21 protein-coding genes are annotated in these 18,654 nt (G+C 60.2%); 8 read left to right on the forward strand and 13 right to left on the reverse strand.

Features of this window, described 5'->3' with window-relative positions; translation table 11 throughout:
- Positions 1-34: 34 nt before the first annotated feature.
- Complete coding sequence (locus IGS60_RS11070; RefSeq protein ID WP_230504322.1) at positions 35-1,666, reverse strand: NAD(P)/FAD-dependent oxidoreductase; 1,632 nt, start codon at positions 1,664-1,666, stop codon at positions 35-37.
- The gene (locus tag IGS60_RS11075) at positions 1,666-3,177 is read right to left on the reverse strand and encodes a polyamine aminopropyltransferase (RefSeq protein ID WP_070218937.1); all 1,512 of its coding nucleotides are present in this window, start codon (positions 3,175-3,177) and stop codon (positions 1,666-1,668) included. The genes IGS60_RS11070 and IGS60_RS11075 overlap by 1 nt, the downstream gene beginning before the upstream one ends.
- A gap of 60 nt (positions 3,178-3,237) precedes the next feature.
- On the opposite strand from IGS60_RS11075, the gene IGS60_RS11080 reads away from it, so the two are divergent.
- The 8 genes from IGS60_RS11080 to IGS60_RS11115 all read left to right on the forward strand — a co-directional run bounded on the left by IGS60_RS11080 (position 3,238) and on the right by IGS60_RS11115 (position 9,408).
- A complete protein-coding gene (locus IGS60_RS11080) occupies positions 3,238-3,624 on the forward strand; it encodes a DUF350 domain-containing protein (protein ID WP_070218936.1) in 387 nt (128 codons plus the stop codon).
- A gap of 31 nt (positions 3,625-3,655) precedes the next feature.
- Positions 3,656-4,696 (forward strand): SPFH domain-containing protein, encoded by a 1,041-nt coding sequence (locus IGS60_RS11085; RefSeq protein WP_131686869.1) that lies wholly within the window; start codon positions 3,656-3,658, stop codon positions 4,694-4,696.
- Between the two features lie 20 nt (positions 4,697-4,716).
- Complete coding sequence (locus IGS60_RS11090; protein WP_230504324.1) at positions 4,717-6,183, forward strand: DUF4178 domain-containing protein; 1,467 nt, start codon at positions 4,717-4,719, stop codon at positions 6,181-6,183.
- Positions 6,176-6,352 carry a hypothetical protein gene (locus IGS60_RS11095; RefSeq protein ID WP_157792409.1) on the forward strand — a complete coding sequence of 59 codons (177 nt, stop codon included), beginning with the start codon at positions 6,176-6,178 and terminating at the stop codon, positions 6,350-6,352. Before IGS60_RS11090 ends, IGS60_RS11095 begins: the two co-directional genes overlap by 8 nt.
- Before the next feature lie 2 nt (positions 6,353-6,354).
- Positions 6,355-6,720, forward strand: a complete 366-nt coding sequence (speD, locus tag IGS60_RS11100; protein ID WP_230504326.1) for an adenosylmethionine decarboxylase — start codon at positions 6,355-6,357, stop codon at positions 6,718-6,720.
- A 69-nt stretch (positions 6,721-6,789) separates the two neighbouring features.
- The gene (locus IGS60_RS11105; protein ID WP_230504328.1) at positions 6,790-7,341 is read left to right on the forward strand and encodes a hypothetical protein; all 552 of its coding nucleotides are present in this window, start codon (positions 6,790-6,792) and stop codon (positions 7,339-7,341) included.
- A gap of 274 nt (positions 7,342-7,615) precedes the next feature.
- Positions 7,616-8,680 (forward strand): ribosome small subunit-dependent GTPase A, encoded by a 1,065-nt coding sequence (gene rsgA, locus IGS60_RS11110; RefSeq protein WP_230504330.1) that lies wholly within the window; start codon positions 7,616-7,618, stop codon positions 8,678-8,680.
- A gap of 140 nt (positions 8,681-8,820) precedes the next feature.
- Complete coding sequence (locus IGS60_RS11115) at positions 8,821-9,408, forward strand: hypothetical protein (RefSeq protein ID WP_139143704.1); 588 nt, start codon at positions 8,821-8,823, stop codon at positions 9,406-9,408.
- Between the two features lie 68 nt (positions 9,409-9,476).
- Here IGS60_RS11115 and IGS60_RS11120 read toward each other — a convergent pair whose 3' ends face one another.
- The 11 genes from IGS60_RS11120 to IGS60_RS11170 form a co-directional block, all read right to left on the reverse strand.
- Positions 9,477-9,896: a F0F1 ATP synthase subunit epsilon gene (locus IGS60_RS11120; protein ID WP_065307860.1), complete on the reverse strand. Its 420-nt coding sequence runs from the start codon at positions 9,894-9,896 to the stop codon at positions 9,477-9,479.
- A 62-nt stretch (positions 9,897-9,958) separates the two neighbouring features.
- Positions 9,959-11,359: a F0F1 ATP synthase subunit beta gene (gene atpD / locus IGS60_RS11125; RefSeq protein WP_034752705.1), complete on the reverse strand. Its 1,401-nt coding sequence runs from the start codon at positions 11,357-11,359 to the stop codon at positions 9,959-9,961.
- A gap of 29 nt (positions 11,360-11,388) precedes the next feature.
- The gene (gene atpG, locus IGS60_RS11130) at positions 11,389-12,264 is read right to left on the reverse strand and encodes a F0F1 ATP synthase subunit gamma (RefSeq protein WP_070218929.1); all 876 of its coding nucleotides are present in this window, start codon (positions 12,262-12,264) and stop codon (positions 11,389-11,391) included.
- Positions 12,265-12,326: 62 nt separating this feature from the next.
- The gene (gene atpA / locus IGS60_RS11135) at positions 12,327-13,868 is read right to left on the reverse strand and encodes a F0F1 ATP synthase subunit alpha (RefSeq protein WP_034752701.1); all 1,542 of its coding nucleotides are present in this window, start codon (positions 13,866-13,868) and stop codon (positions 12,327-12,329) included.
- Between the two features lie 78 nt (positions 13,869-13,946).
- Entirely contained in the window at positions 13,947-14,492 is a 546-nt protein-coding gene (locus IGS60_RS11140; protein WP_034752699.1) for a F0F1 ATP synthase subunit delta, read from the reverse strand.
- Positions 14,493-14,494: 2 nt separating this feature from the next.
- Positions 14,495-14,965, reverse strand: coding sequence for a F0F1 ATP synthase subunit B (locus tag IGS60_RS11145; RefSeq protein WP_034752697.1), 471 nt, complete (start codon positions 14,963-14,965; stop codon positions 14,495-14,497).
- 43 nt (positions 14,966-15,008) lie between these two features.
- The gene (gene atpE, locus IGS60_RS11150; protein WP_034752695.1) at positions 15,009-15,287 is read right to left on the reverse strand and encodes a F0F1 ATP synthase subunit C; all 279 of its coding nucleotides are present in this window, start codon (positions 15,285-15,287) and stop codon (positions 15,009-15,011) included.
- 59 nt (positions 15,288-15,346) lie between these two features.
- The gene (gene atpB, locus IGS60_RS11155; RefSeq protein ID WP_046681851.1) at positions 15,347-16,156 is read right to left on the reverse strand and encodes a F0F1 ATP synthase subunit A; all 810 of its coding nucleotides are present in this window, start codon (positions 16,154-16,156) and stop codon (positions 15,347-15,349) included.
- A gap of 51 nt (positions 16,157-16,207) precedes the next feature.
- Complete coding sequence (locus IGS60_RS11160) at positions 16,208-16,576, reverse strand: ATP synthase subunit I (protein WP_034752692.1); 369 nt, start codon at positions 16,574-16,576, stop codon at positions 16,208-16,210.
- A gap of 270 nt (positions 16,577-16,846) precedes the next feature.
- Complete coding sequence (locus IGS60_RS11165) at positions 16,847-17,731, reverse strand: ParB/RepB/Spo0J family partition protein (protein WP_230504332.1); 885 nt, start codon at positions 17,729-17,731, stop codon at positions 16,847-16,849.
- Between the two features lie 64 nt (positions 17,732-17,795).
- Positions 17,796-18,566, reverse strand: coding sequence for a ParA family protein (locus tag IGS60_RS11170; protein WP_034752687.1), 771 nt, complete (start codon positions 18,564-18,566; stop codon positions 17,796-17,798).
- Positions 18,567-18,654: the final 88 nt, after the last annotated feature.

Consider the following 18,654-nt stretch of genomic DNA (forward strand, 5'->3'; position numbering starts at 1 on the left):
AGGGGGCTCTGGCCGGCGTTCGCGCCGGCCTTTTTTATGCGGCAGCCAGCCGCGCAGCCCTATCCCCCCACCACGCCGCTTCCTCGAACACGGAAAAGCCCGACAAATCCGCATGCGCGAACAGGATGGCGCCGTCGTGCTCGCGCAAGGCCTTCAAGCCCGCGTTGCTGCGAAATCCCGGCAAGGGCGCCGCCATGGCGTGGCCGCGCACGGTGATGTCGACGCGCTCGACGCAGCTGGCAAAATCGCGTCCATACGCCGTCTTTAAATCGACGCTGGCCAGCGCCAGCAGTTCTTCGGGGCTGGCCACATCTAACCATTTGCGCGCTTGCTGCGGCGTGCGGTCGGACAGGGCCACGTAGGCGCTGAAGACGGTTTTCTCGGGCGGGCGCACGCGGATGTCCTGGTGGGTCGAGACGACGTAGCCGAGGCCCGGTTCCTGGTACACCACGTTGTCCCAGCACAGGGGCGCATGCGGCAGTTCGTCGGGAAAGCGTTTCAGTAAAAAATTCGCCACCAGCCACGGCGCATACGCGGGCGTATCGCGTTTCGCGTCGAAGCCATACTCGGCGATGTTCTTCACCACGCGCGATGCCACGTACAGCGGCATGGCGCAGATGGCCTTGCGCGCCTTGACCAGGTAGGTGCGCGGCTGGCCGTCGACCAGTTCCAGGCACAGCGCTTCCACGCCGTTGACCGTCGTCGTGAGGGAAACCACCGTGCCCGCGTGGCGCCGGACCTTGGACGCCTGTTCCATGGCCGTGGCGACCGGTTGCATGCCGCCCGGCCAGGTCAGCCAGGCGCCATTGCCCGCATTGGCGGCCTGGCCCCAGCGGCTGCAGTAGTAATGCAGGCCGGCCCAGGCCGAGACCTGGTCGTAGCGCGTGCCGTAATCGTCGCGGCAGCAGTAATTCAGATACCAGTGCAGGGTGGGCGAGGTATAGCCTTCGCGCTCCATCCACTGCTTCAAGGTGATGGTGTCGAGCGCCTGCCAGGCCGGATCCTGCGACGACTCCACGGTAGGAAAGACGAAGACGCGCTTGCCATCGTTGCCATGCGCCTGGCGCAAACGCCGCACCTCGGCAAAGAAGCGTTCATGCTGCGCCAGTTCCGCAGGCGGCACGCCTTCGGTGGGAATGAAGCCGTCCTGCCAGTGGCCGTTGAACAGCAATCGCTCTTCCGGAGCGTGCAGGATGTAGCGCTCGTCGTAATATGGCTTTTCCGCCTGCGGATCGTGCTGGATAATCCCCAGGTCGAACAGGATCTCTCGCACATGGGTCGATTCGGGCGACGGCAACGGCAGGTAATGGCCACCGGTCGGATAGGCCAGGTCGCCGAAGTGGCCGCCGGCCGCGTTGCCATACGGCTGCGGGCCATCGATCATGAGAAAATCCCTGTGCCCCAGCTTGTTCAAACGCCAGGCGGCCGTCAGGCCCGCGATGCCGGAGCCGAGGATGGCCACGTCGGTCGTCAAGGTGCGTGCAGGCGGCGGCAGCGCCGTGCCCTCGCGCAGCAGCTTGCGCAAATAATGCCCCTCGCTGCGGCCCGGATACAGCACCTTGGGCGTGATTTCCTGCCAGCGCAGATACGCGGCGATGCTGCCGATGCCGGCCGCCGCCGCCGCGGTGCCGCCGGCGGCCCACAGCATGAAGGAGCGGCGCTGCATCAGCGGATCACCCGGTTCCAGTCCTGCTCGAATTCATGCACGAGCGACTGGGTATTCAAGCGGTTCGGCGCCATGGGCAGCGGCTGCATGTCGGGCGGGAAGATGAACATCTCGCGCGTGGTGTCCGCATTCAGGTAGCGCATCGGCAGGCGGTATTGCGTCGGCGGTGCGTAGTCGAGCTGGGGCGAGGCAAGGATAAAACCCCATTCACCGAACGAGGGCACGTAGGCGTGGTAGGGCCAGGTGCGCATGCCCACTTCGCGCAGGGTCGAATTGATGGTCCAGTAGGCGTGCGGGGCAAAGAACGGCGACGTCGATTGCACCACCATCAAGCCCTTGGCCGCCAGGTGCTTTTTCACCAGGTCGTAGAACGGCACCGAATACAGTTTGCCGAGCGCGAAGCTGGACGGATCGGGGAAATCGACGATGGCCGCGTCGAACATGTCGCCGTTGTTGCGCAGCCAGACGGCGGCATCGGCGTTGACGACGGTGACGCGCTTGTCCGAGAACGCGTTGTTATTTAACTTTGCCAGTTCCGGGCGCGTGGTAAACGCGGCCGTCATGGCAGGATCGAGGTCGACCACGGTGACGTGTTCGATCTGTGGATAACGGAGGATTTCGCGCAGCGCCAGGCCATCGCCGCCGCCCAGCACCAGCACGCGGCGCGCCCACGGCAGCGCTTCGAGCACGGGGTGCACCAGCGCCTCGTGGTAGCGGTACTCGTCGCGCGAGGAAAACTGCAGGTTGCCGTTGATGTAGAGCCGCGTATCGTCCTTCCAGCGCGTGATCACCAGGCGCTGGTAGGGCGTGGTGGTGGAATACACGATCTGGTCGCCGAACAGGCCGTGCTCGCCCCAGGCCACCATGCGGTCGGACATGGCAAAGCCGGCGACCAGCACCAGCATCACGGCGCAGGCGCGCAGGAAGCGCCCCGTGAGGTTCTTCAGCTCCGCGCGGAACACGTAAATCGTCCACAGGCCCACGCCCACGTTGAGCATGCCGAACAAAAAGCCCGTGCGCACCAGGCCCAGGTAGGGCGACAGCACCAGCGGAAACAGCAGGGAGACGGCCAGCGCCCCCAGGTAATCGAAGGTGAGCACGCGGCTGACCAGCTCGGAAAACTCCGTCTGGCGCGAGTTCAGGGCGCGCATCACCAGCGGCACTTCCATGCCGACCAGTGCGCCGATCAGGAACACCATCACATACAATAAGGTCCGAAAGGGCGCGGCCATCCACGAGAACGTCATGAACAGGATGGCGGCCGACAAGCCGCCGATCAGGCCCACGGCCAGCTCGATGTCGACGAAGCGCGAGAGCACGTCGTCGTCCCGCACATACTTGGAAAAGTGGGCGCCCACCCCCATGGCAAACAGGTAGCAGCCGATGATGGTGGAAAACTGCAGGATGGAATCGCCGAGCAGGTAGCTGGACATGGCGCCGGCGATCAGTTCATACGCGAGGCCGCAGGAGGCGACCACGAAGACGGACAAAATCAGAATCTTTTTGTTCATTGGACTTTTTTTTGTTCTAATATGCGTTGACGTTATCAAATACTCATTGCGAGGAAAGCCGTGCCCGCCATCCTAAACTATCTGATCCATCTTATACTGGCCGCCGCGCTGCTGATTGCCTTTTTTATCATCTACACGCGCGTCACGCCGTATAACGAAGTGCTGCTGATCCGACAGGGCAACCAGGCGGCGGCCCTGTCGCTGGGCGGCGCGCTGCTGGGCTTTTCCGCCACCATCGCCTCGTCCCTGATGCACACGGCCAACTACCAGCAATTCTTCGCCTGGGCCTTCGGTGCCATGGTGGTGCAATTGCTCGCCTATGTGGTCACCACGCGCCTGCTGCGCATGTCGAAGGATCAGATCGAATCGAACAACAGCGCCTTCGGCGGCCTGCTGGGCGCCATTTCGCTGTCGATCGGCGCCATCAACGCCGCCTGCATTTCCTGACACCGCTTTATCTTATTCAAGGACATCCATCATGAGCCTCGGCAGCTTTATCAAGAAGCAGTTTATCGACGTACTGCAGTGGAACGAAGAGACGGAAGGCGTGCTGGCCTGGCGCTTCCCCATGCAGGATTTCGAGATCCAGAACGGCGCCATCCTGAATGTGCGCGAATCGCAGGTCGCCGTCTTCGTCAATGAAGGCAAGATCGCCGACGTCTTCGGTCCCGGCACGCACAAGCTGACGACGCAGACCTTGCCGCTGCTGACCAACCTGAAAAACTGGGACAAGCTGTTCGATTCGCCGTTCAAGTCGGACGTGTATTACTTCAGCACGCGCGTGCAGACCGGCCGCAAGTGGGGCACGCCGCAGCCGATCACCATCCGCGACAAGGATTTCGACATGATCCGCGTGCGCGCCTTCGGCATGTATTCGTACCGCATCGCCGACGCCCGCACCTTCTTCACCGAGATCAGCGGCACGCGCGAAGTCTATACGCGCGACGAGGTGGAAGATCAATTGCGCGGCATTCTGATGTCGAGCATGGCCAGCTCGCTGGGTGGCGCGAATGTCCCCTTCCTCGACATGGCGGCCAACCAGGCGCTGATGGCGCAAGAGGTCAAGGATGGCCTGGCGCAGGCGTTTGCCCGCTACGGCGTGGGCCTCGATGAATTCAACGTGGCCAGCATCAGCCTGCCCGAGGAATTGCAGGCGGCGCTCGACGAACGTATTTCCGCCGGCATGAAGGGCGGCCTGGGCGCCGACAAGATGAGCGGCTACACCAAATTCCAGGTGGCCAACGCGATCCCGCTGGCGGCGCAGAACGAAGGCGGCATGGCCGGCATCGGCGCGGGCCTCGGCGCCGGGCTGTCGATCGGCCAGGTGATGGCGCAAAGCATGGGCGGTGCGCTGCAGCAGCCCGCCCCGGCCCCCGCTCCGGCGGCGCCACCGGCACCCGCGGAAGAACCGATCGAGGCGCGCCTGGAAAAACTCAAGGGTTTATTGGACAAGGGACTCATTTCGCCCGCCGACTACGACGGCGCCAAGGCTGAACTGCTGAAAAAACTGATCGGCTGATTAGGGCGAAATACGACTGCATGCAAACTGTTTCCTGTCCCAGCTGCGGCGCGGAAGTGCATTTCCGCTCGCACGCTTCCGTGCTCGCCGTGTGCGAGTACTGCCACAGCACCATCCTCAAGGACGCCGATTCCGTCAGGGACGTGGGCAAGATGTCGGCCGTCCTGGAAGACTATTCGCCGATCCAGATCGGCACGGCCGGCGTACACGACGGCGTGCACTTCACCGTCGTCGGGCGCATCCAGCAGCGCTACAGCGCCGGCACGTGGAACGAGTGGTATCTGCTGTTCGACGACGCCAGCACGGCGTGGCTGGGCGACTCGTCCGGCCTGTACACGCTGACGCGCGAGCGCGGCACGCAGGATGCCTTGCCCGCCTTTGGCGAGCTGGCGCCGGGCAGGCGCTACACGATCTGCGGCGAACCGTACACGGCCGCCGAGATCCGCAGCGCCGAATGCATCGCCGGCCAGGGCGAGCTGCCCTTCAAGGTGGGCGCCGGCTGGCGCATCCAGGTGGCGGACTTCCGCAACTACGCGAGCTTCGTCACGCTCGACTACACGGATGGCCCGCAACCGGTCGTCTACCAGGGCGTCGCCGTCACCCTGGACAGTTTGCAATGCCAGCTGCTGCGCGACGACGAGGCCATCGCCAAAAGCGCCGGCAAGTACCGCGGCAAGCTCGATGCGCTCGACTGCCCCTCCTGCGGCAGCGGCATTCAATATGTGCCGGGTGCGGCGGCGCAGCTGGTGTGTCCCGCCTGCCATGCGCAACTCGACGCCAGCGGCCCGGAAGCGCAGGTGCTGGCCATCGGCAAGCAGGTGCACGAGAACGCCGACATCACGCTGGAACTGGGCGCCAGCGCGAAGATCAGCAATGTGGATTTCACGGTGATCGGCATGATGCGCCGCGCCGACGACGAAGGCAGCGAGTGGAACGAATACCTGCTGTACAACGCGCGCGCCGGCTTCTTCTGGCTGGTGGAGACGGACGAGGGCTGGTCGCGCTCGAACGTGCTGCCGAACTGGCCCAACTGGGCCTCGCTGGACGCCGCCGGCTGCACGCTCGATGGCGCCACCTACCGCAAACTGTATGACTACGGCTCGCAGGTCGTGTACGCAGCGGGCGCCTTCAACTGGAAGGTGGCCGTCGGCGACAGCACGCGCGTCTATGAATTCGAGCAGGGACAGACCAAGCTGGCGGCGGAACTCACGGGCGAGGAAATGACCTGGTCGCGCTCCGTGCCCGTCGCCTACGACCAGATGGCCGCCTGGTTCGGCGCCGCCTTCCATGGCGCCATCAAAACGACGAATATCCAGCTCAGTCACCGCGGCATCGCCAAGGTCTTCATCGTCATCGTGCTGGTCTTGAATGCGATCCCCATGTTCGTGTCGTTCTCCAGCACCTTGATGTGGAGTTTGCTGGGCTGCCTGGCGCTGTTCCTGCCCGCCGCTTTTCTCGACAAGAATGCAAAGAATCCCCATGAGTAAATACGTGATCTACGCCCTGATGGTGACGTTTTCCGTCACGGCCGCCAACTGGGTGCGCATGTTCAAGGTGGCCGGCAGCGGCAGTAGCGGCGGCAGCAGCTGGAGTTCGCGCACGGGCGGCGGCGGCGGCAGCTATGGCGGCGGCTCCAGCGGCGGCAGCCACAAATAAGCATGGCGTCCGCACCGCATCTCCCCCTGGGTACCCATCTGCTGGCCGACCTGTCGGGCATCGCACCGGAACGCCTGCGCGACTGCGCCGCGCTCGAGCGCCTGCTGCGCGACGCTGCCATCGCGGCCGGCGCGCAAGTACTGCACGGCCATTTCCACAGCTTTGGCCCGGGCCAGGGCGTCACGGGAGTGCTGCTGCTGGCCGAGTCGCACATCTCGCTGCATACCTGGCCCGAAGTGGGCTTTGCTGCCGTCGACATCTTCATGTGCGGCGCGGCCCGGCCGCAGCTGGCGCTGGACATCATCCAGGCGGCGCTGCAACCGGCGCATTGCCAGCTGCAGTCCGTGCGGCGCGCCCCGCCCGGGTAGGCCTGGCGTCGCTGGTGGATCGCGCGGGGATCGCTTACACTGTCGGCTGATCCCCCAACCGTGACTCCCATGCGCCGTTCCGCCCTCCTTGCCCTACCCCTGCTGCTGGTTTCCGCCTGCGATGACTACACGGCGCCCAGTCTGTACCAGGCCACCACGCCCGAGTGCAAGACGTGGACGGATGGCTCGCGTTTCGAACTGCCGCGCGGTATCAGCATCTACGCCACGCCACCTGTCACCTTGAAGGAAGGCGGCACGGAGCTGGCGCTGATTTTTACCTTGCCCGTCGGCACCCAAGCCAGTTTTACGCGCCTGTCCTTCCTGCTGGAAGAACCGAAAAAGCCGCCTTTCGCGGAAGCCAAGATACTCACCATTTACCAGCGCGGCATGAACCAGAAGGCGGAGATCGTCGACGTCATCGAGCAGTTGCCCATCATGTTTGCCGCCGTCGGCAACAGCAAGGAAACCCAGTGGCGCTTGCGCCTGCAACTGCCGCGCCAGCTGCCGCAGCGCTTTGATCTGTCCATGCCCGACATGCTCGTCGGCGGCAAGCGCTACCCGGTACGCACGTTTACGTACCGCTATTTCCCCGAACGCCAGGCATACGGCATGTGCAGCTGAGCCACACCATCCATTGACGGCGGCGCATGCCGCTGGCACACTGGCGTTTTCCATCACACAACAGGAGTAGACAACATGCGCCATTCGGATACTGCCGTGCTGTCGGCTGCCTGATCACTGTTTTTCCCTGCTAAGCCCCTTAGCTCGCCATTCCCCATACGCGTGATCGCGTAGCCGACTTCCCTTCTTTCGTGCCAGTCATCGCGACTGGCGGTGCCTGCACGCGCAGGCTATACGTCCGCACGCGGACGACAGAATTTGGAATCACGCTACCATGATCGCATTCGATTTTGCGCAACTACGCCTTATCGGGCTGCAGCAGGCTATCGCCGGCGCAGCCACCCAACTCAACGTATCTTCCCCCGCCGCGCAGCTGATGCGCGTGAGCGCCGTGCACCGCGACAGCATCGGCGTGCACGACGGCAGCCTGGAACAGCCGGCGCAGATCCTGCCGCGCCTGCTGCACGCGCTGCTGGAACACGACACCATCCTTGCTGTCGGCGACTGGATCGCCGCCGAACCCGATCTTCACGGCGCGCTGTGGATAACGGCGCACTTATCCCCAGTCACGCAGATCGCGCGGCGCGGCAATGACGGCCGGCGCCAGGTGCTGGCCAGCAATGTCGACACGGCCCTGCTGGTGATGGGACTCGATGAGGATTTTAATCCGCGCCGCCTGGAGCGTTATCTGGCCATCGTGCTGGCGGCCCAGGTCAGCCCCGTGGTGGTGCTGAGCAAGGCCGACGTGGCCGACGACGTGCCGGGCAAGCTGGCGCTGCTGAAACAGCGCCTGCCGCCCCACGTCCCGCTGTTCGCCATCGATACACGCCATGCGTATGACGTGGCCATCCTGGAACCCTGGCTGGGTGCCGGCCAGACCCTGGTACTGCTCGGCTCATCGGGCGCGGGAAAGTCCAGCCTGACCAATACCTTGTGCGCGGCGGATCAAGCGACCAACGGCGTGCGCCACGGCGACGGCCGCGGCCGGCACACGACAACGGCCCGCTCGCTGCACCTGTGTGCGGATGGCGCCTGCATCATCGACACGCCGGGCTTGCGCAGCTGGCGCGCCGACGCCGATGCGCAGACCCTGGCGGCCACGTTCGACGACATCGCGGCGCTTGCCGCAACGTGCCAGTTCCGCGATTGCCAGCATGCCAGCGAACCCGGTTGCCAGGTGCGTGGCGCCGTCGACGGGGACCGCCTGCGCAACTATCACAAGCTGCTGCGCGACGCGCGCCGCAGCGAGGAGACGCCGCTCGAGCGCATTGCCGCGCGCGCCAAGTGGAAAGTGACGATGAAGGCCTTCAGGCAACGTGACAAGGATGGAATGGCGTGAACAGCCGAGCCGCAGCCAGGATGCTGGAATATATCAAAGTTGCAATTGAGAAATATGCAAGGTATAGTCAAATGCACTACCAACAGAGATGCCCCGCACGCAATGCGCGCGGTCCGCCAACCATGACATGAGGATGCACTGTGTTCAAGGGAAAAACCGTTTTACTACTGAGTACATTGTCAGCTTGCCTGTTCGCCAGCAGCTCGCTGTTCGCGCAGAAGCTGATCGTGCCGCAAGAGATTCACCATGCCGACAAAGTCTACACGCTGGCGTTTACCGCGCCGCAGGGTCGCAACAGCAAACGGGCCTTGTATGAATATACGACGAATGGCGAAGCGGTGGAAAAATGGAGCAGCCTGATTACCATACTCTACGAAGGCAATTCCAAGACCGATCCCTTGGACTTCTCGGCCGCCCTGCTCAAGTCGCTGGCAGCCACCAAGCCGGAACCCATTTCCTCCGTCACTGTCGAGAACGGCCACGTGCTGATGCGGTCGGTATATGAACCGGATGCGGCCAACCCCGTGTATGAATCGAACGTCAGCAAGAGCTTTCATGGCGCTGCCGCCTGTGGTGGCCTGCTGCAGTTTCAATATGCGGTAAAGACACCGGCGGGCGCGGACCAGTCAGCGGCGGGCAGGCAGGCTAGCCTGAAGCTGGTCAATGAGGGCAATGCCAGCCTGGCTGCCCAGTTGCGCGATAGCGCCTGGCAGCCAAGCTGCGAATAAGCCAAGCGGCTGAAGCATAAAAAAGGCAGCCCGCAGGCTGCCTTTTTGTATTACTGCATGCGAGCAAATTAATGCTTGCGCAGCTTCTGGATCGCTGCCAGCTGCGCAATCGCGCTGGCCAGCTCGGCTTGCGCTTGCGCGTAGTCGATGCCCGAATCCTTGTTGTGGATATTTTCTTCCGCCAACTTCTTCGCTTCCAGCGCTTTCGCTTCGTCGAGGTCGTGACCGCGGATCGCGGTATCGGCCAGGACGGTCACGGTATCCGGTTGCACTTCCAGCAGGCCGCCGGCAACGAAGACGAACTCTTCTTCAGCCTGGCCGACTACCTTGATGCGGACCGCGCCCGGACGGATGCGGGTAATCAAAGGCGTGTGGCGTGGGTAGATACCCAGCTCGCCCTGTTCACCCGGCAACGCGACGAATTCTGCTTCGCCTGAAAAAATCAGTTCTTCAGCGGAAACCACGTCAACGTGAATTGTGTGTGCCATGTGTGTCCTATCGGGTTGAAGAACCCCGCCGTCTAACGGGCGGGGTTAGGCCCAGACTTAACTTAGTTAAGTTTCTTGGCTTTTTCGATTGCTTCTTCGATCGTGCCGACCATGTAGAACGCTTGTTCCGGCAGGTGATCGAGTTCGCCCGAAGCGATCATTTTGAAGCCCTTGATCGTGTCTTTGAGCGAAACGTATTTACCAGGCGCGCCGGTAAAGACTTCAGCGACGTGGAAAGGCTGCGACAGGAAACGCTGCATCTTACGTGCACGGGCAACCAGCAGTTTGTCTTCCGGTGCCAGCTCGTCCATACCCAGAATCGCGATAATGTCGCGCAATTCCTTGTAGCGTTGCAGGGTCGTTTGCACGGCACGCGCGGTGTCATAGTGCTCTTGACCAACGATCAACGGATCGAGCTGACGCGAGGTCGAATCCAGCGGGTCCACGGCTGGGTAGATACCCAGGGAAGCGATGTCACGCGACAGCGCAACGGTCGAATCCAAGTGAGCAAACGTGGTAGCAGGCGACGGATCGGTGTAATCATCGGCTGGAACGTAGACGGCCTGGATCGAGGTGATCGAACCGGTCTTGGTCGACGTAATACGCTCTTGCAGACGGCCCATTTCTTCCGCCAGGGTCGGTTGGTAACCCACAGCCGACGGCATACGGCCCAGCAGTGCCGACACTTCGGTACCGGCCAGCGTAAAGCGGTAGATGTTGTCGACGAAGAACAACACGTCCTTGCCTTCATCACGGAACGATTCAGCGATCGTCAGGCCGGTCAGCGCGACGCGCAGACGGTTACCTGGCGGTTCATTCATCTGACCGTAGACCATCGCCACTTTGGAGTTCTCCGGGTTTTCCAGATCAACCACTTTCGCGTCAGCCATCTCGTGGTAGAAGTCGTTACCTTCACGGGTACGCTCACCGACGCCGGCGAACACGGACACGCCGCTGTGCGCCTTGGCGATGTTGTTAATCAGTTCCATCATGTTCACGGTCTTGCCTACGCCAGCGCCGCCGAACAGACCAACTTTACCGCCTTTTGCAAACGGGCACACCAAGTCGATCACCTTGATGCCGGTTTCCAGCAGTTCTTGCGATGGCGACAATTCGTCGTATGCAGGAGCGGTGCGGTGGATCGACGCGATCTGCTCGTGCGACACGGGGCCGCATTCGTCGATCGGGTTGCCCAGCACGTCCATGATGCGACCCAGGGTTGCTTTACCGACTGGCACCATGATAGGTTTGCCGGTATTTTGAATCATCATGCCGCGACGCAGGCCATCGGACGAGCCGAGTGCAATGGTACGGACAATGCCGTCGCCCAACTGCTGTTGTACTTCCAGGGTCAGTTCCGAGCCTGCCATCTTCAAGGCATCAAATACCTTAGGCATCGCGTTGCGGGGAAACTCAACGTCCACCACAGCGCCGATACACTGAACGATTTTGCCATCAGCCATGTTCGTTCCTTCAATATAGTTAAATTCGTTTAAACCGCAGCCGCACCGGCGACGATTTCGGAGAGTTCTTTGGTAATCGCAGCTTGGCGGGTCTTGTTGTAGATCAGCTTCAATTCGCCGATCACACTACCCGCGTTGTCGCTTGCAGCTTTCATCGCGACCATCCGTGCCGATTGCTCGGACGCCAGATTCTCCGCGACTGCCTGGTACACCAGCGCTTCTACATAGCGCTCCAGCAATTCGTCGATGATGCTTTGTGCATCCGGCTCGTAGATGTAATCCCACGAGTGTGCGCTCTTGTCGGCGACCATTTTGTCAGCCGTCAACGGCAGCAACTGTTCGACCACTGGTTCCTGCTTCATCGTGTTGATGAATTTGGTGTAGCACAGGTACACTGCGTCGAGCTTGCCAGCCTGGAATTCTTCGAGCATGACCTTGACAGGTCCGATCAATTTATCCAGGTGCGGCGTATCACCGGTTTGAATGGCAGAGGCGACGATCTTGACGCCGATGCGATTCAAAAAACCCAAACCCTTGTTACCGATGGCAACTGCTTCAATCCGGTTGCCAGCTGCTTCCAGCTCGCGCGACTTCGACGTCACCTGGCGCAGGATGTTGGTGTTCATGCCGCCGCACAGACCTTTGTCGGTCGTGACAACGATGAAACCCACTGCCTTCGCTTGCGTACCCTGGGCAACTGCCAGGAACGGGTGCGTGTATTCCGGATTGGCGTTCGCCAGATTGGCGGCGATATTCCGAATCTTGTCACTGTAGGGACGAGCGGCCCGCATCCGGTCTTGCGCCTTGCGCATTTTGGACGCGGCGACCATTTCCATCGCCTTGGTGATCTTCTTCGTATTCTCTACGCTCTTGATCTTGCCTCGTATCTCTTTGCTTGATGCCATGAGTCCTTACTCCTTCTGCGCGTAGGGCGGCGCCTCACTCGAGGCGGGCGCCGCCTGGCCGCTTAATATGCGCCGGATTTCTTGAAATCAGCAATGGCCGCCGACAGAGTTGCTTCGCTGTCTTTGTCGAGTTGCTTGGTTTCTTCGATCTTGGCCAGCAGAGCAGCTTGCTTGGTCTTCATGTAAGCGTGGACACCAGCTTCGAACGACAGCACTTGCTTGACTGGCACGTCGTCCATGAAGCCTTTGTTCACCGAGAACAGCGATACGGCCATCAGCGAGATCGACAGTGGCGAGTATTGGGCTTGCTTGAGCAATTCCGTTACGCGGGCACCACGGTCCAGCTGCTTGCGGGTCGATTCATCGAGGTCCGAAGCGAACTGCGCAAACGCGGCCAGTTCACGGTACTGCGCCAAGTCGGTACGGATACCGCCGGACAGGTTTTTGATGACCTTGGTCTGGGCGGCGCCACCGACGCGCGATACGGAAATACCGGCGTTAATCGCAGGACGGATACCGGCGTTGAACAGCGAGGTTTCCAGGAAGATCTGACCGTCGGTAATCGAAATCACGTTGGTTGGAACGAATGCGGACACGTCGCCAGCTTGCGTTTCAATGATCGGCAGTGCCGTCAGGGAACCGGTCTTGCCTTTGACGGCGCCGTCGGTGAACTTCTCGACGTAGTCGGCGTTCACGCGTGCTGCGCGTTCCAGCAGGCGGCTGTGCAGGTAGAACACGTCGCCTGGGTACGCTTCGCGACCTGGTGGACGGCGCAGCAGCAGCGAGATTTGACGGTATGCAACAGCTTGTTTGGACAGATCATCGTAGACGATCAGTGCATCTTCACCGCGGTCACGGAAGTATTCGCCCATGGCGCAACCGGAGTACGGCGAGATGTATTGCATGGCGGCCGATTCCGAAGCGGAAGCGGCGACAACGATGGTGTATTCCATCGCGCCGTGCTGTTCCAGCGAGCGCACGATGTTCTTGATCGACGAGGCTTTTTGGCCAATCGCGACGTAGATACATTTCATGCCCTGGCCTTTTTGATTGATGATCGCATCAATCGCCACGGCCGACTTGCCGGTTTGACGGTCGCCGATGATCAGTTCGCGCTGGCCGCGGCCAACGGGAACCATCGCATCGATCGACTTCAGGCCGGTTTGCATTGGTTGCGAAACGGATTCACGGGCGATCACGCCCGGAGCGATTTTTTCAATCGCGGCCGTCAGTTTGGTCTCGATGGCGCCTTTGCCGTCGATCGGCTGGCCCAGCGCGTTGACAACGCGGCCGAGCAGCTCAGGACCGACTGGCACTTCCAGAATGCGGCCGGTGCATTTCACCGTGTCGCCTTCGGAGATGTGCTCGTAGGCACCCAGAATCACGGAACCGACGGAGTCGCGTTCCAGATTCATTGCCAGGCCAAACGTGTTGCCTGGGAATTCCAGCATCTCGCCTTGCATCACGTCCGACAAACCGTGGATGCGGCAGATACCGTCGGCGACGGAAATAACCGTGCCTTGATTACGCACTTCAGCGCCGCCGTCAAGACCTTGGATCCGGCTCTTGATCAACTCGCTGATTTCAGATGGGTTGAGTTGCATACTAACTCCTAAAAGTGTTTCTCTCAGCTTGCGCGAGGGGTAAGGGTCTGTCTAAGCTGGCCTGCCGAAGCGCGTGTCTTACGACACCAGTGCAGCGTGCAGTTGCTGCAGCTTGGCGCGCACCGAGGTATCGAGCACTTGGTCGCCAACAACCACGCGCACGCCGCCGAGCAGCGATGGATCCACTGTGACGGCAGGGTTGAGCTTACGACTGAATTTCTTTTCCAGCGTTGCGACCAGCTCGGCCGTTTGGCCTTCGCTCAGATCGAAAGCGCTCGTGATCTCGGCGTCAGCCGCACCTTCCAGGCCATTTTTCAAGGCATGGAATTGCGCGCCGATTTCCGGCAGCAGGCTGATGCGGCCATTTTCGATCAACATCGTGACGAAGTTTTTCACTTCCTCATTGAGCGGCGATTTCAACAACGACAGGATGGTGGCGGCGACGTCGCTTTCCGAAACCTTCGGATTGCGCGCGTACGCCTGTACCTCGGGGTGGCTACCGATCTGTGCCAGTTCGGACACCAGCTCGGACCACGCCGCGAGGTTGCTTGACTCCTTACCAGCTTGGGCTACGCGGAACAAAGCTTCCGCGTAGGGACGGGCGACGGTTGCGAGTTCTGCCATGATTACAGCTCGACAGCAAGACGCTGCAACATTTCGGCGTGAGCCGTAGCGTTGACTTCACGCTTCAGGATCTGCTCGGCACCCTTGACAGCCAGGTCAGCCACCTGAGCGCGCAATTGTTCGCGTGCTTTCGACAGTTGCTGTTCGGCGTCCGACTGGGCTTGCGCAATGATACGCGCAGCTTCAGCTTGTGCATTTTGCTTGATCTCTTCAGCAACCAGCTGCGCGCGCTTTTCAGCGTCCGCAACGCGTTGCGACGCTTCTTCACGTGCACTGTTCAATGCCTCTTGCGCACGCTTTTCAGCGACTGCCATCGAAGCCTGACCTTGATCGGCCGCAGCCAATCCATCCGCGATTCGTTTGGCACGCTCATCCAGCGCGTTGTTCAGCGCTGGAAATACGAACTTCATCGAGAACCAGACCAACACCGCGAAGGTGATCATCTGGCCGATGAGCGACATATTGATGTCCATACCTTTGCTCCTAACTAAAAGTTTCTCCTAGGGTTGGAGCGAATTACTGAGCAACAGCCGTCAGAGCGGACAGGAACGGGTTAGCGAACGTGTACAGCAGAGCAACACCAACGCCGATCATCGAAATAGCATCCAGCAGACCAGCGATAACGAACAGTTTGGTTTGCAGTTGTGGCATCAGTTCTGGTTGACGTGCCGAAGCTTCCAGGAATTTGCCACCCAAGATAGCGAAGCCCAGAGCGGTGCCGATTGCGGCCAGGCCGATGATGATTGCTGCTGCCAGAACGGTCATGCTTTGTACTTGTGCGATCAGAGCTTGCATAAAATTCTCCTAAATTTAAAAACGAAAGATACTAAAAAAACAAAATATAAAGTTAATGATTAATGTTTCTCAACCGCAAGGCTCAGATACACAACCGTCAACGCCATAAACACAAAAGCTTGCAAAGTTACAATCAAGATATGGAAAATTGCCCATGGACCACCCAACGCCCACTGTGCCCACCAAGGCAACAACGCGATCAAGATGAAAATCAGTTCGCCGGCATACATATTGCCGAACAGTCGCAGCGACAGGGAGATCAGTTTTGCAACCAGCTCAACCATTTGCAGCAAGAAATTGACAGGTGCCAGGGCGATCGTGCCGATCAGGCCGCTCGCATGGAACGGTGCCGTGAACAGTTCCTTGATCCAGCCGCCCAGGCCCTTGGCCTTGATCGAGAAGGCGATCACGCACAGCACGACCGACAGCGACATGGCGAATGTGTGGTTGACGTCGGCGGTCGGCACGGCGCGCAGTTTATGCACGCCAAACCAGCTCAGGATCTTCGGCAACAGGTCAACCGGCAGGAAGTCCATCGCGTTCAACAACCAGACCCACACAAAAATAGTGATGGCCAGCGGCGCGATGACCTTGCTTTTCGCGTGGAAGGCCCCATTAATAGTGTCATTGACGATTTCCATGACCATTTCGACGAAGTTTTGCAACTTGCCAGGGACACCAGCCGTCGCGCGGCGCGACGCCATATAGAAAACAGCCAGGAAAACAAAGCCCAGAATGGCCGAAATCCAGAACGTATCCAGATTGATCATGCCGTCGGCACTTCTCAGGTGGGCCAGATGGTGACTGATGTATTCTGTGGCGTTGGCCGGGGCAGCATGGCCCGCTTCAATAGCGTGTTCTGTGGTCATAATGAATTTAGATTTGTCGTTTCAGAGCTCAACAGGCCCCAAAACCAATGATTAAACAGCGAGCAATGAAAACCAGTATGCTAAGGTTGCCACCGCGAAACCCAAGATCAGCCATAACCAGGCGGCCGACTGAAACAACACCAGTGCCAATATAAACAGCACCGCTGTGATAAATATTTTCACCACTTCTGCGCGCAAATGCGCCCGGAATGCCTTGTTGGCGTCGCTAGAACCGCGAACCACCAACAGGGCATACACCAGGCTACCGATGACTGCGATAGCGCCGCCGTATGCGGCGGACCAGCCTCTGACACTGCCACCGAAAAACAGGGTGACCGTGGCAAAACTGATAGCGATTGCTAGCTGCAATGCAACTACTTTGTAGACTGGCTTGGCAATACTTTGTTGTGAATCACTCAATTGCCAAGTTCCCAGAAAAATCTACACACGCAAAGACACGGGATTATAGTTGGCTTTGATCTATAGAGTCAAACGTTGGTGCACCGCAGCAGGGCAATTGCTGCGTGAAACTGACGCTTTACCGACTATTCGCCGCCATTTGCACCACTATATGGCAAAGTCGCTTGTCTGGCCGCTTCCAGCCGTGTTATCAAGGAATCACGTGGTGCATCTGGAAAGCATGGCCGGATCGGCCACACCCGCATGGCCCCTGTCTTTGCAGCTTGCTATTTAACCACGCAAACGTGTCAACAAGCCATCGAGCACGTCAAGATCGGCAAAATCGATGACCAATTGGCCACGGCCTTTGTTGCCCATCTTGAACACCACGGGCGTGGCCAGCGCATCGGACAGCTCTTCTTCCAGGCGCGCGATGTCGCCGGACTTTTCCTTTTGCCGCGGCTCAACCGGGTTGGCCGCTTCCTCGAGCGTGCGGGTGACGAGCTTTTCCGTTTCGCGCACCGACAGGCGCTTGGCCACGACCTGGTTCGCCAGGGTGATCTGGCTGGCCGCATCGACGGCCAGCAGCGCGCGCGCATGGCCCATGTCGATATCGCCGGCCATCAGCATGGTTTGCACGGGGTTGGCCAGGTTCATCAAACGCAACAGGTTCGACACGGCGCTGCGCGAGCGTCCCAGCGCAGTGGCCGCTTGCTCATGCGTAAAACTGAAGTCGGCGATCAGGCGGTGGATGCCCTGCGCCTCTTCCAAAGGATTGAGGTCTTCGCGCTGGATGTTTTCGATCAGCGCCATCGCGGCGGCGGCCAGATCGTCCACGTCGCGCACCAGCACCGGCACTTCCGTCAGGCCGGCCAGCTGCGAGGCGCGGAAACGGCGTTCACCTGCGATAATTTCATATTTGACAAGTCCGCTCAGGGTGTCCTGCCCGATCGGGCGCACCAGGATCGGCTGCATCAGCCCTTGCGCCTTGATCGAAGCGGCCAGTTCATTCAAGGCCCCCTCGTCCATGCGCGTGCGCGGCTGGTACTTGCCGGCTTGCATTTGTGATACGGGCAAGTTCGACGGTTGTGTCGTGTCCGGACTGGCAAAATCGCTGCCGCCGCCCAACAGGGCGTCGAGTCCGCGACCCAGTCCTTTTAATTTTTTCGTAGCCATGCTGTCCTAATCGTGTTTTCAGAGTAAGCGCTTACATCAAACCGTGCAGGCGCCCGCCTCTTGTTTACATATGTTTGATGCGCTCGACCATCTCGGCGCCGAAGGCGATATACGCCTGGGCACCTTTCGAGCTGGGGTCGAAGGTCACGCCGGGCAAGCCGTACGACGGCGCTTCGGCCAGGCGCACGTTGCGCGGGATGATGGTATTGAAGACCTTGTCGCCGAAGTGCTGTTCCAGCTGCGCCGACACTTGTTGCGATAATGTCATGCGCGGATCGAACATCACGCGCAGCAAGCCGATGATCTTCAAATCCGGGTTCAGGTTCGCATGCACCTTCTTGATGGTGTTGACCAGGTCGGACAAGCCTTCCAGCGCGTAGTACTCGCACTGCATCGGGATGATCACGCCATGCGCGGCGCACAGACCGTTCAGGGTCAGCATCGACAATGCCGGCGGGCAATCTACCAGGATGAAATCGTATTCGCCGTCCACTTCGGCCAGCGCATCCTTCAGGCGGCGTTCGCGGTTGTCGAGTTCGACCATCTCCACTTCGGCGCCGGCCAGCTCGCGGTTCGACGGCAAGACATCGAAGCGCCCCGCTTCCGAACGCTGGCGTGCCGTCTTCACATCGGACTCGCCCAGCATGACTTCATAGGTCGACGCCTTCAGGCCGGCCTTGTTGATGCCGGCGCCCATGGTCGCATTGCCCTGCGGGTCGAGGTCGACCAGCAGCACGCGCTGGTTCAACTTGGCCAGACCGGCGGAGAGGTTGACGCTCGTTGTGGTTTTACCAACACCACCCTTTTGATTTGCTACACAAAAAATTTTGGCCATGTATCTTCTAGTTGTAAAGAGATGCAAACTTCATCGTGCGCCCCGGCATCTGGCCGAAACGATTTATACTGTTTATTTTATTTATACG

The organism is Janthinobacterium sp. FW305-128, from assembly GCF_020858135.1.
In the GTDB taxonomy this organism is placed as follows: Bacteria; Pseudomonadota; Gammaproteobacteria; order Burkholderiales; family Burkholderiaceae_D; genus Janthinobacterium.

Bases quoted from the DNA above. Each gene is read 5' to 3' on its own strand.
- IGS60_RS11120 (WP_065307860.1), bottom strand. From the start codon at position 9,896: ATGGCACACACAATTCACGTTGACGTGGTTTCCGCTGAAGAACTGATT.
- IGS60_RS11145 (WP_034752697.1), bottom strand. From the start codon at position 14,965: ATGGACATCAATATGTCGCTCATCGGCCAGATGATCACCTTCGCGGTG.
- rsgA (WP_230504330.1), top strand. From the start codon at position 7,616: ATGATCGCATTCGATTTTGCGCAACTACGCCTTATCGGGCTGCAGCAG.
- IGS60_RS11165 (WP_230504332.1), bottom strand. From the start codon at position 17,731: ATGGCTACGAAAAAATTAAAAGGACTGGGTCGCGGACTCGACGCCCTG.
- IGS60_RS11075 (WP_070218937.1), bottom strand. From the start codon at position 3,177: ATGAACAAAAAGATTCTGATTTTGTCCGTCTTCGTGGTCGCCTCCTGC.
- IGS60_RS11090 (WP_230504324.1), top strand. From the start codon at position 4,717: ATGCAAACTGTTTCCTGTCCCAGCTGCGGCGCGGAAGTGCATTTCCGC.
- IGS60_RS11095 (WP_157792409.1), top strand. From the start codon at position 6,176: ATGAGTAAATACGTGATCTACGCCCTGATGGTGACGTTTTCCGTCACG.
- atpE (WP_034752695.1), bottom strand. From the start codon at position 15,287: ATGCAAGCTCTGATCGCACAAGTACAAAGCATGACCGTTCTGGCAGCA.
- IGS60_RS11170 (WP_034752687.1), bottom strand. From the start codon at position 18,566: ATGGCCAAAATTTTTTGTGTAGCAAATCAAAAGGGTGGTGTTGGTAAA.
- atpG (WP_070218929.1), bottom strand. From the start codon at position 12,264: ATGGCATCAAGCAAAGAGATACGAGGCAAGATCAAGAGCGTAGAGAAT.
- atpB (WP_046681851.1), bottom strand. From the start codon at position 16,156: ATGACCACAGAACACGCTATTGAAGCGGGCCATGCTGCCCCGGCCAAC.
- IGS60_RS11105 (WP_230504328.1), top strand. From the start codon at position 6,790: ATGCGCCGTTCCGCCCTCCTTGCCCTACCCCTGCTGCTGGTTTCCGCC.
- IGS60_RS11070 (WP_230504322.1), bottom strand. From the start codon at position 1,666: ATGCAGCGCCGCTCCTTCATGCTGTGGGCCGCCGGCGGCACCGCGGCG.
- speD (WP_230504326.1), top strand. From the start codon at position 6,355: ATGGCGTCCGCACCGCATCTCCCCCTGGGTACCCATCTGCTGGCCGAC.
- IGS60_RS11085 (WP_131686869.1), top strand. From the start codon at position 3,656: ATGAGCCTCGGCAGCTTTATCAAGAAGCAGTTTATCGACGTACTGCAG.
- atpA (WP_034752701.1), bottom strand. From the start codon at position 13,868: ATGCAACTCAACCCATCTGAAATCAGCGAGTTGATCAAGAGCCGGATC.
- IGS60_RS11140 (WP_034752699.1), bottom strand. From the start codon at position 14,492: ATGGCAGAACTCGCAACCGTCGCCCGTCCCTACGCGGAAGCTTTGTTC.
- atpD (WP_034752705.1), bottom strand. From the start codon at position 11,359: ATGGCTGATGGCAAAATCGTTCAGTGTATCGGCGCTGTGGTGGACGTT.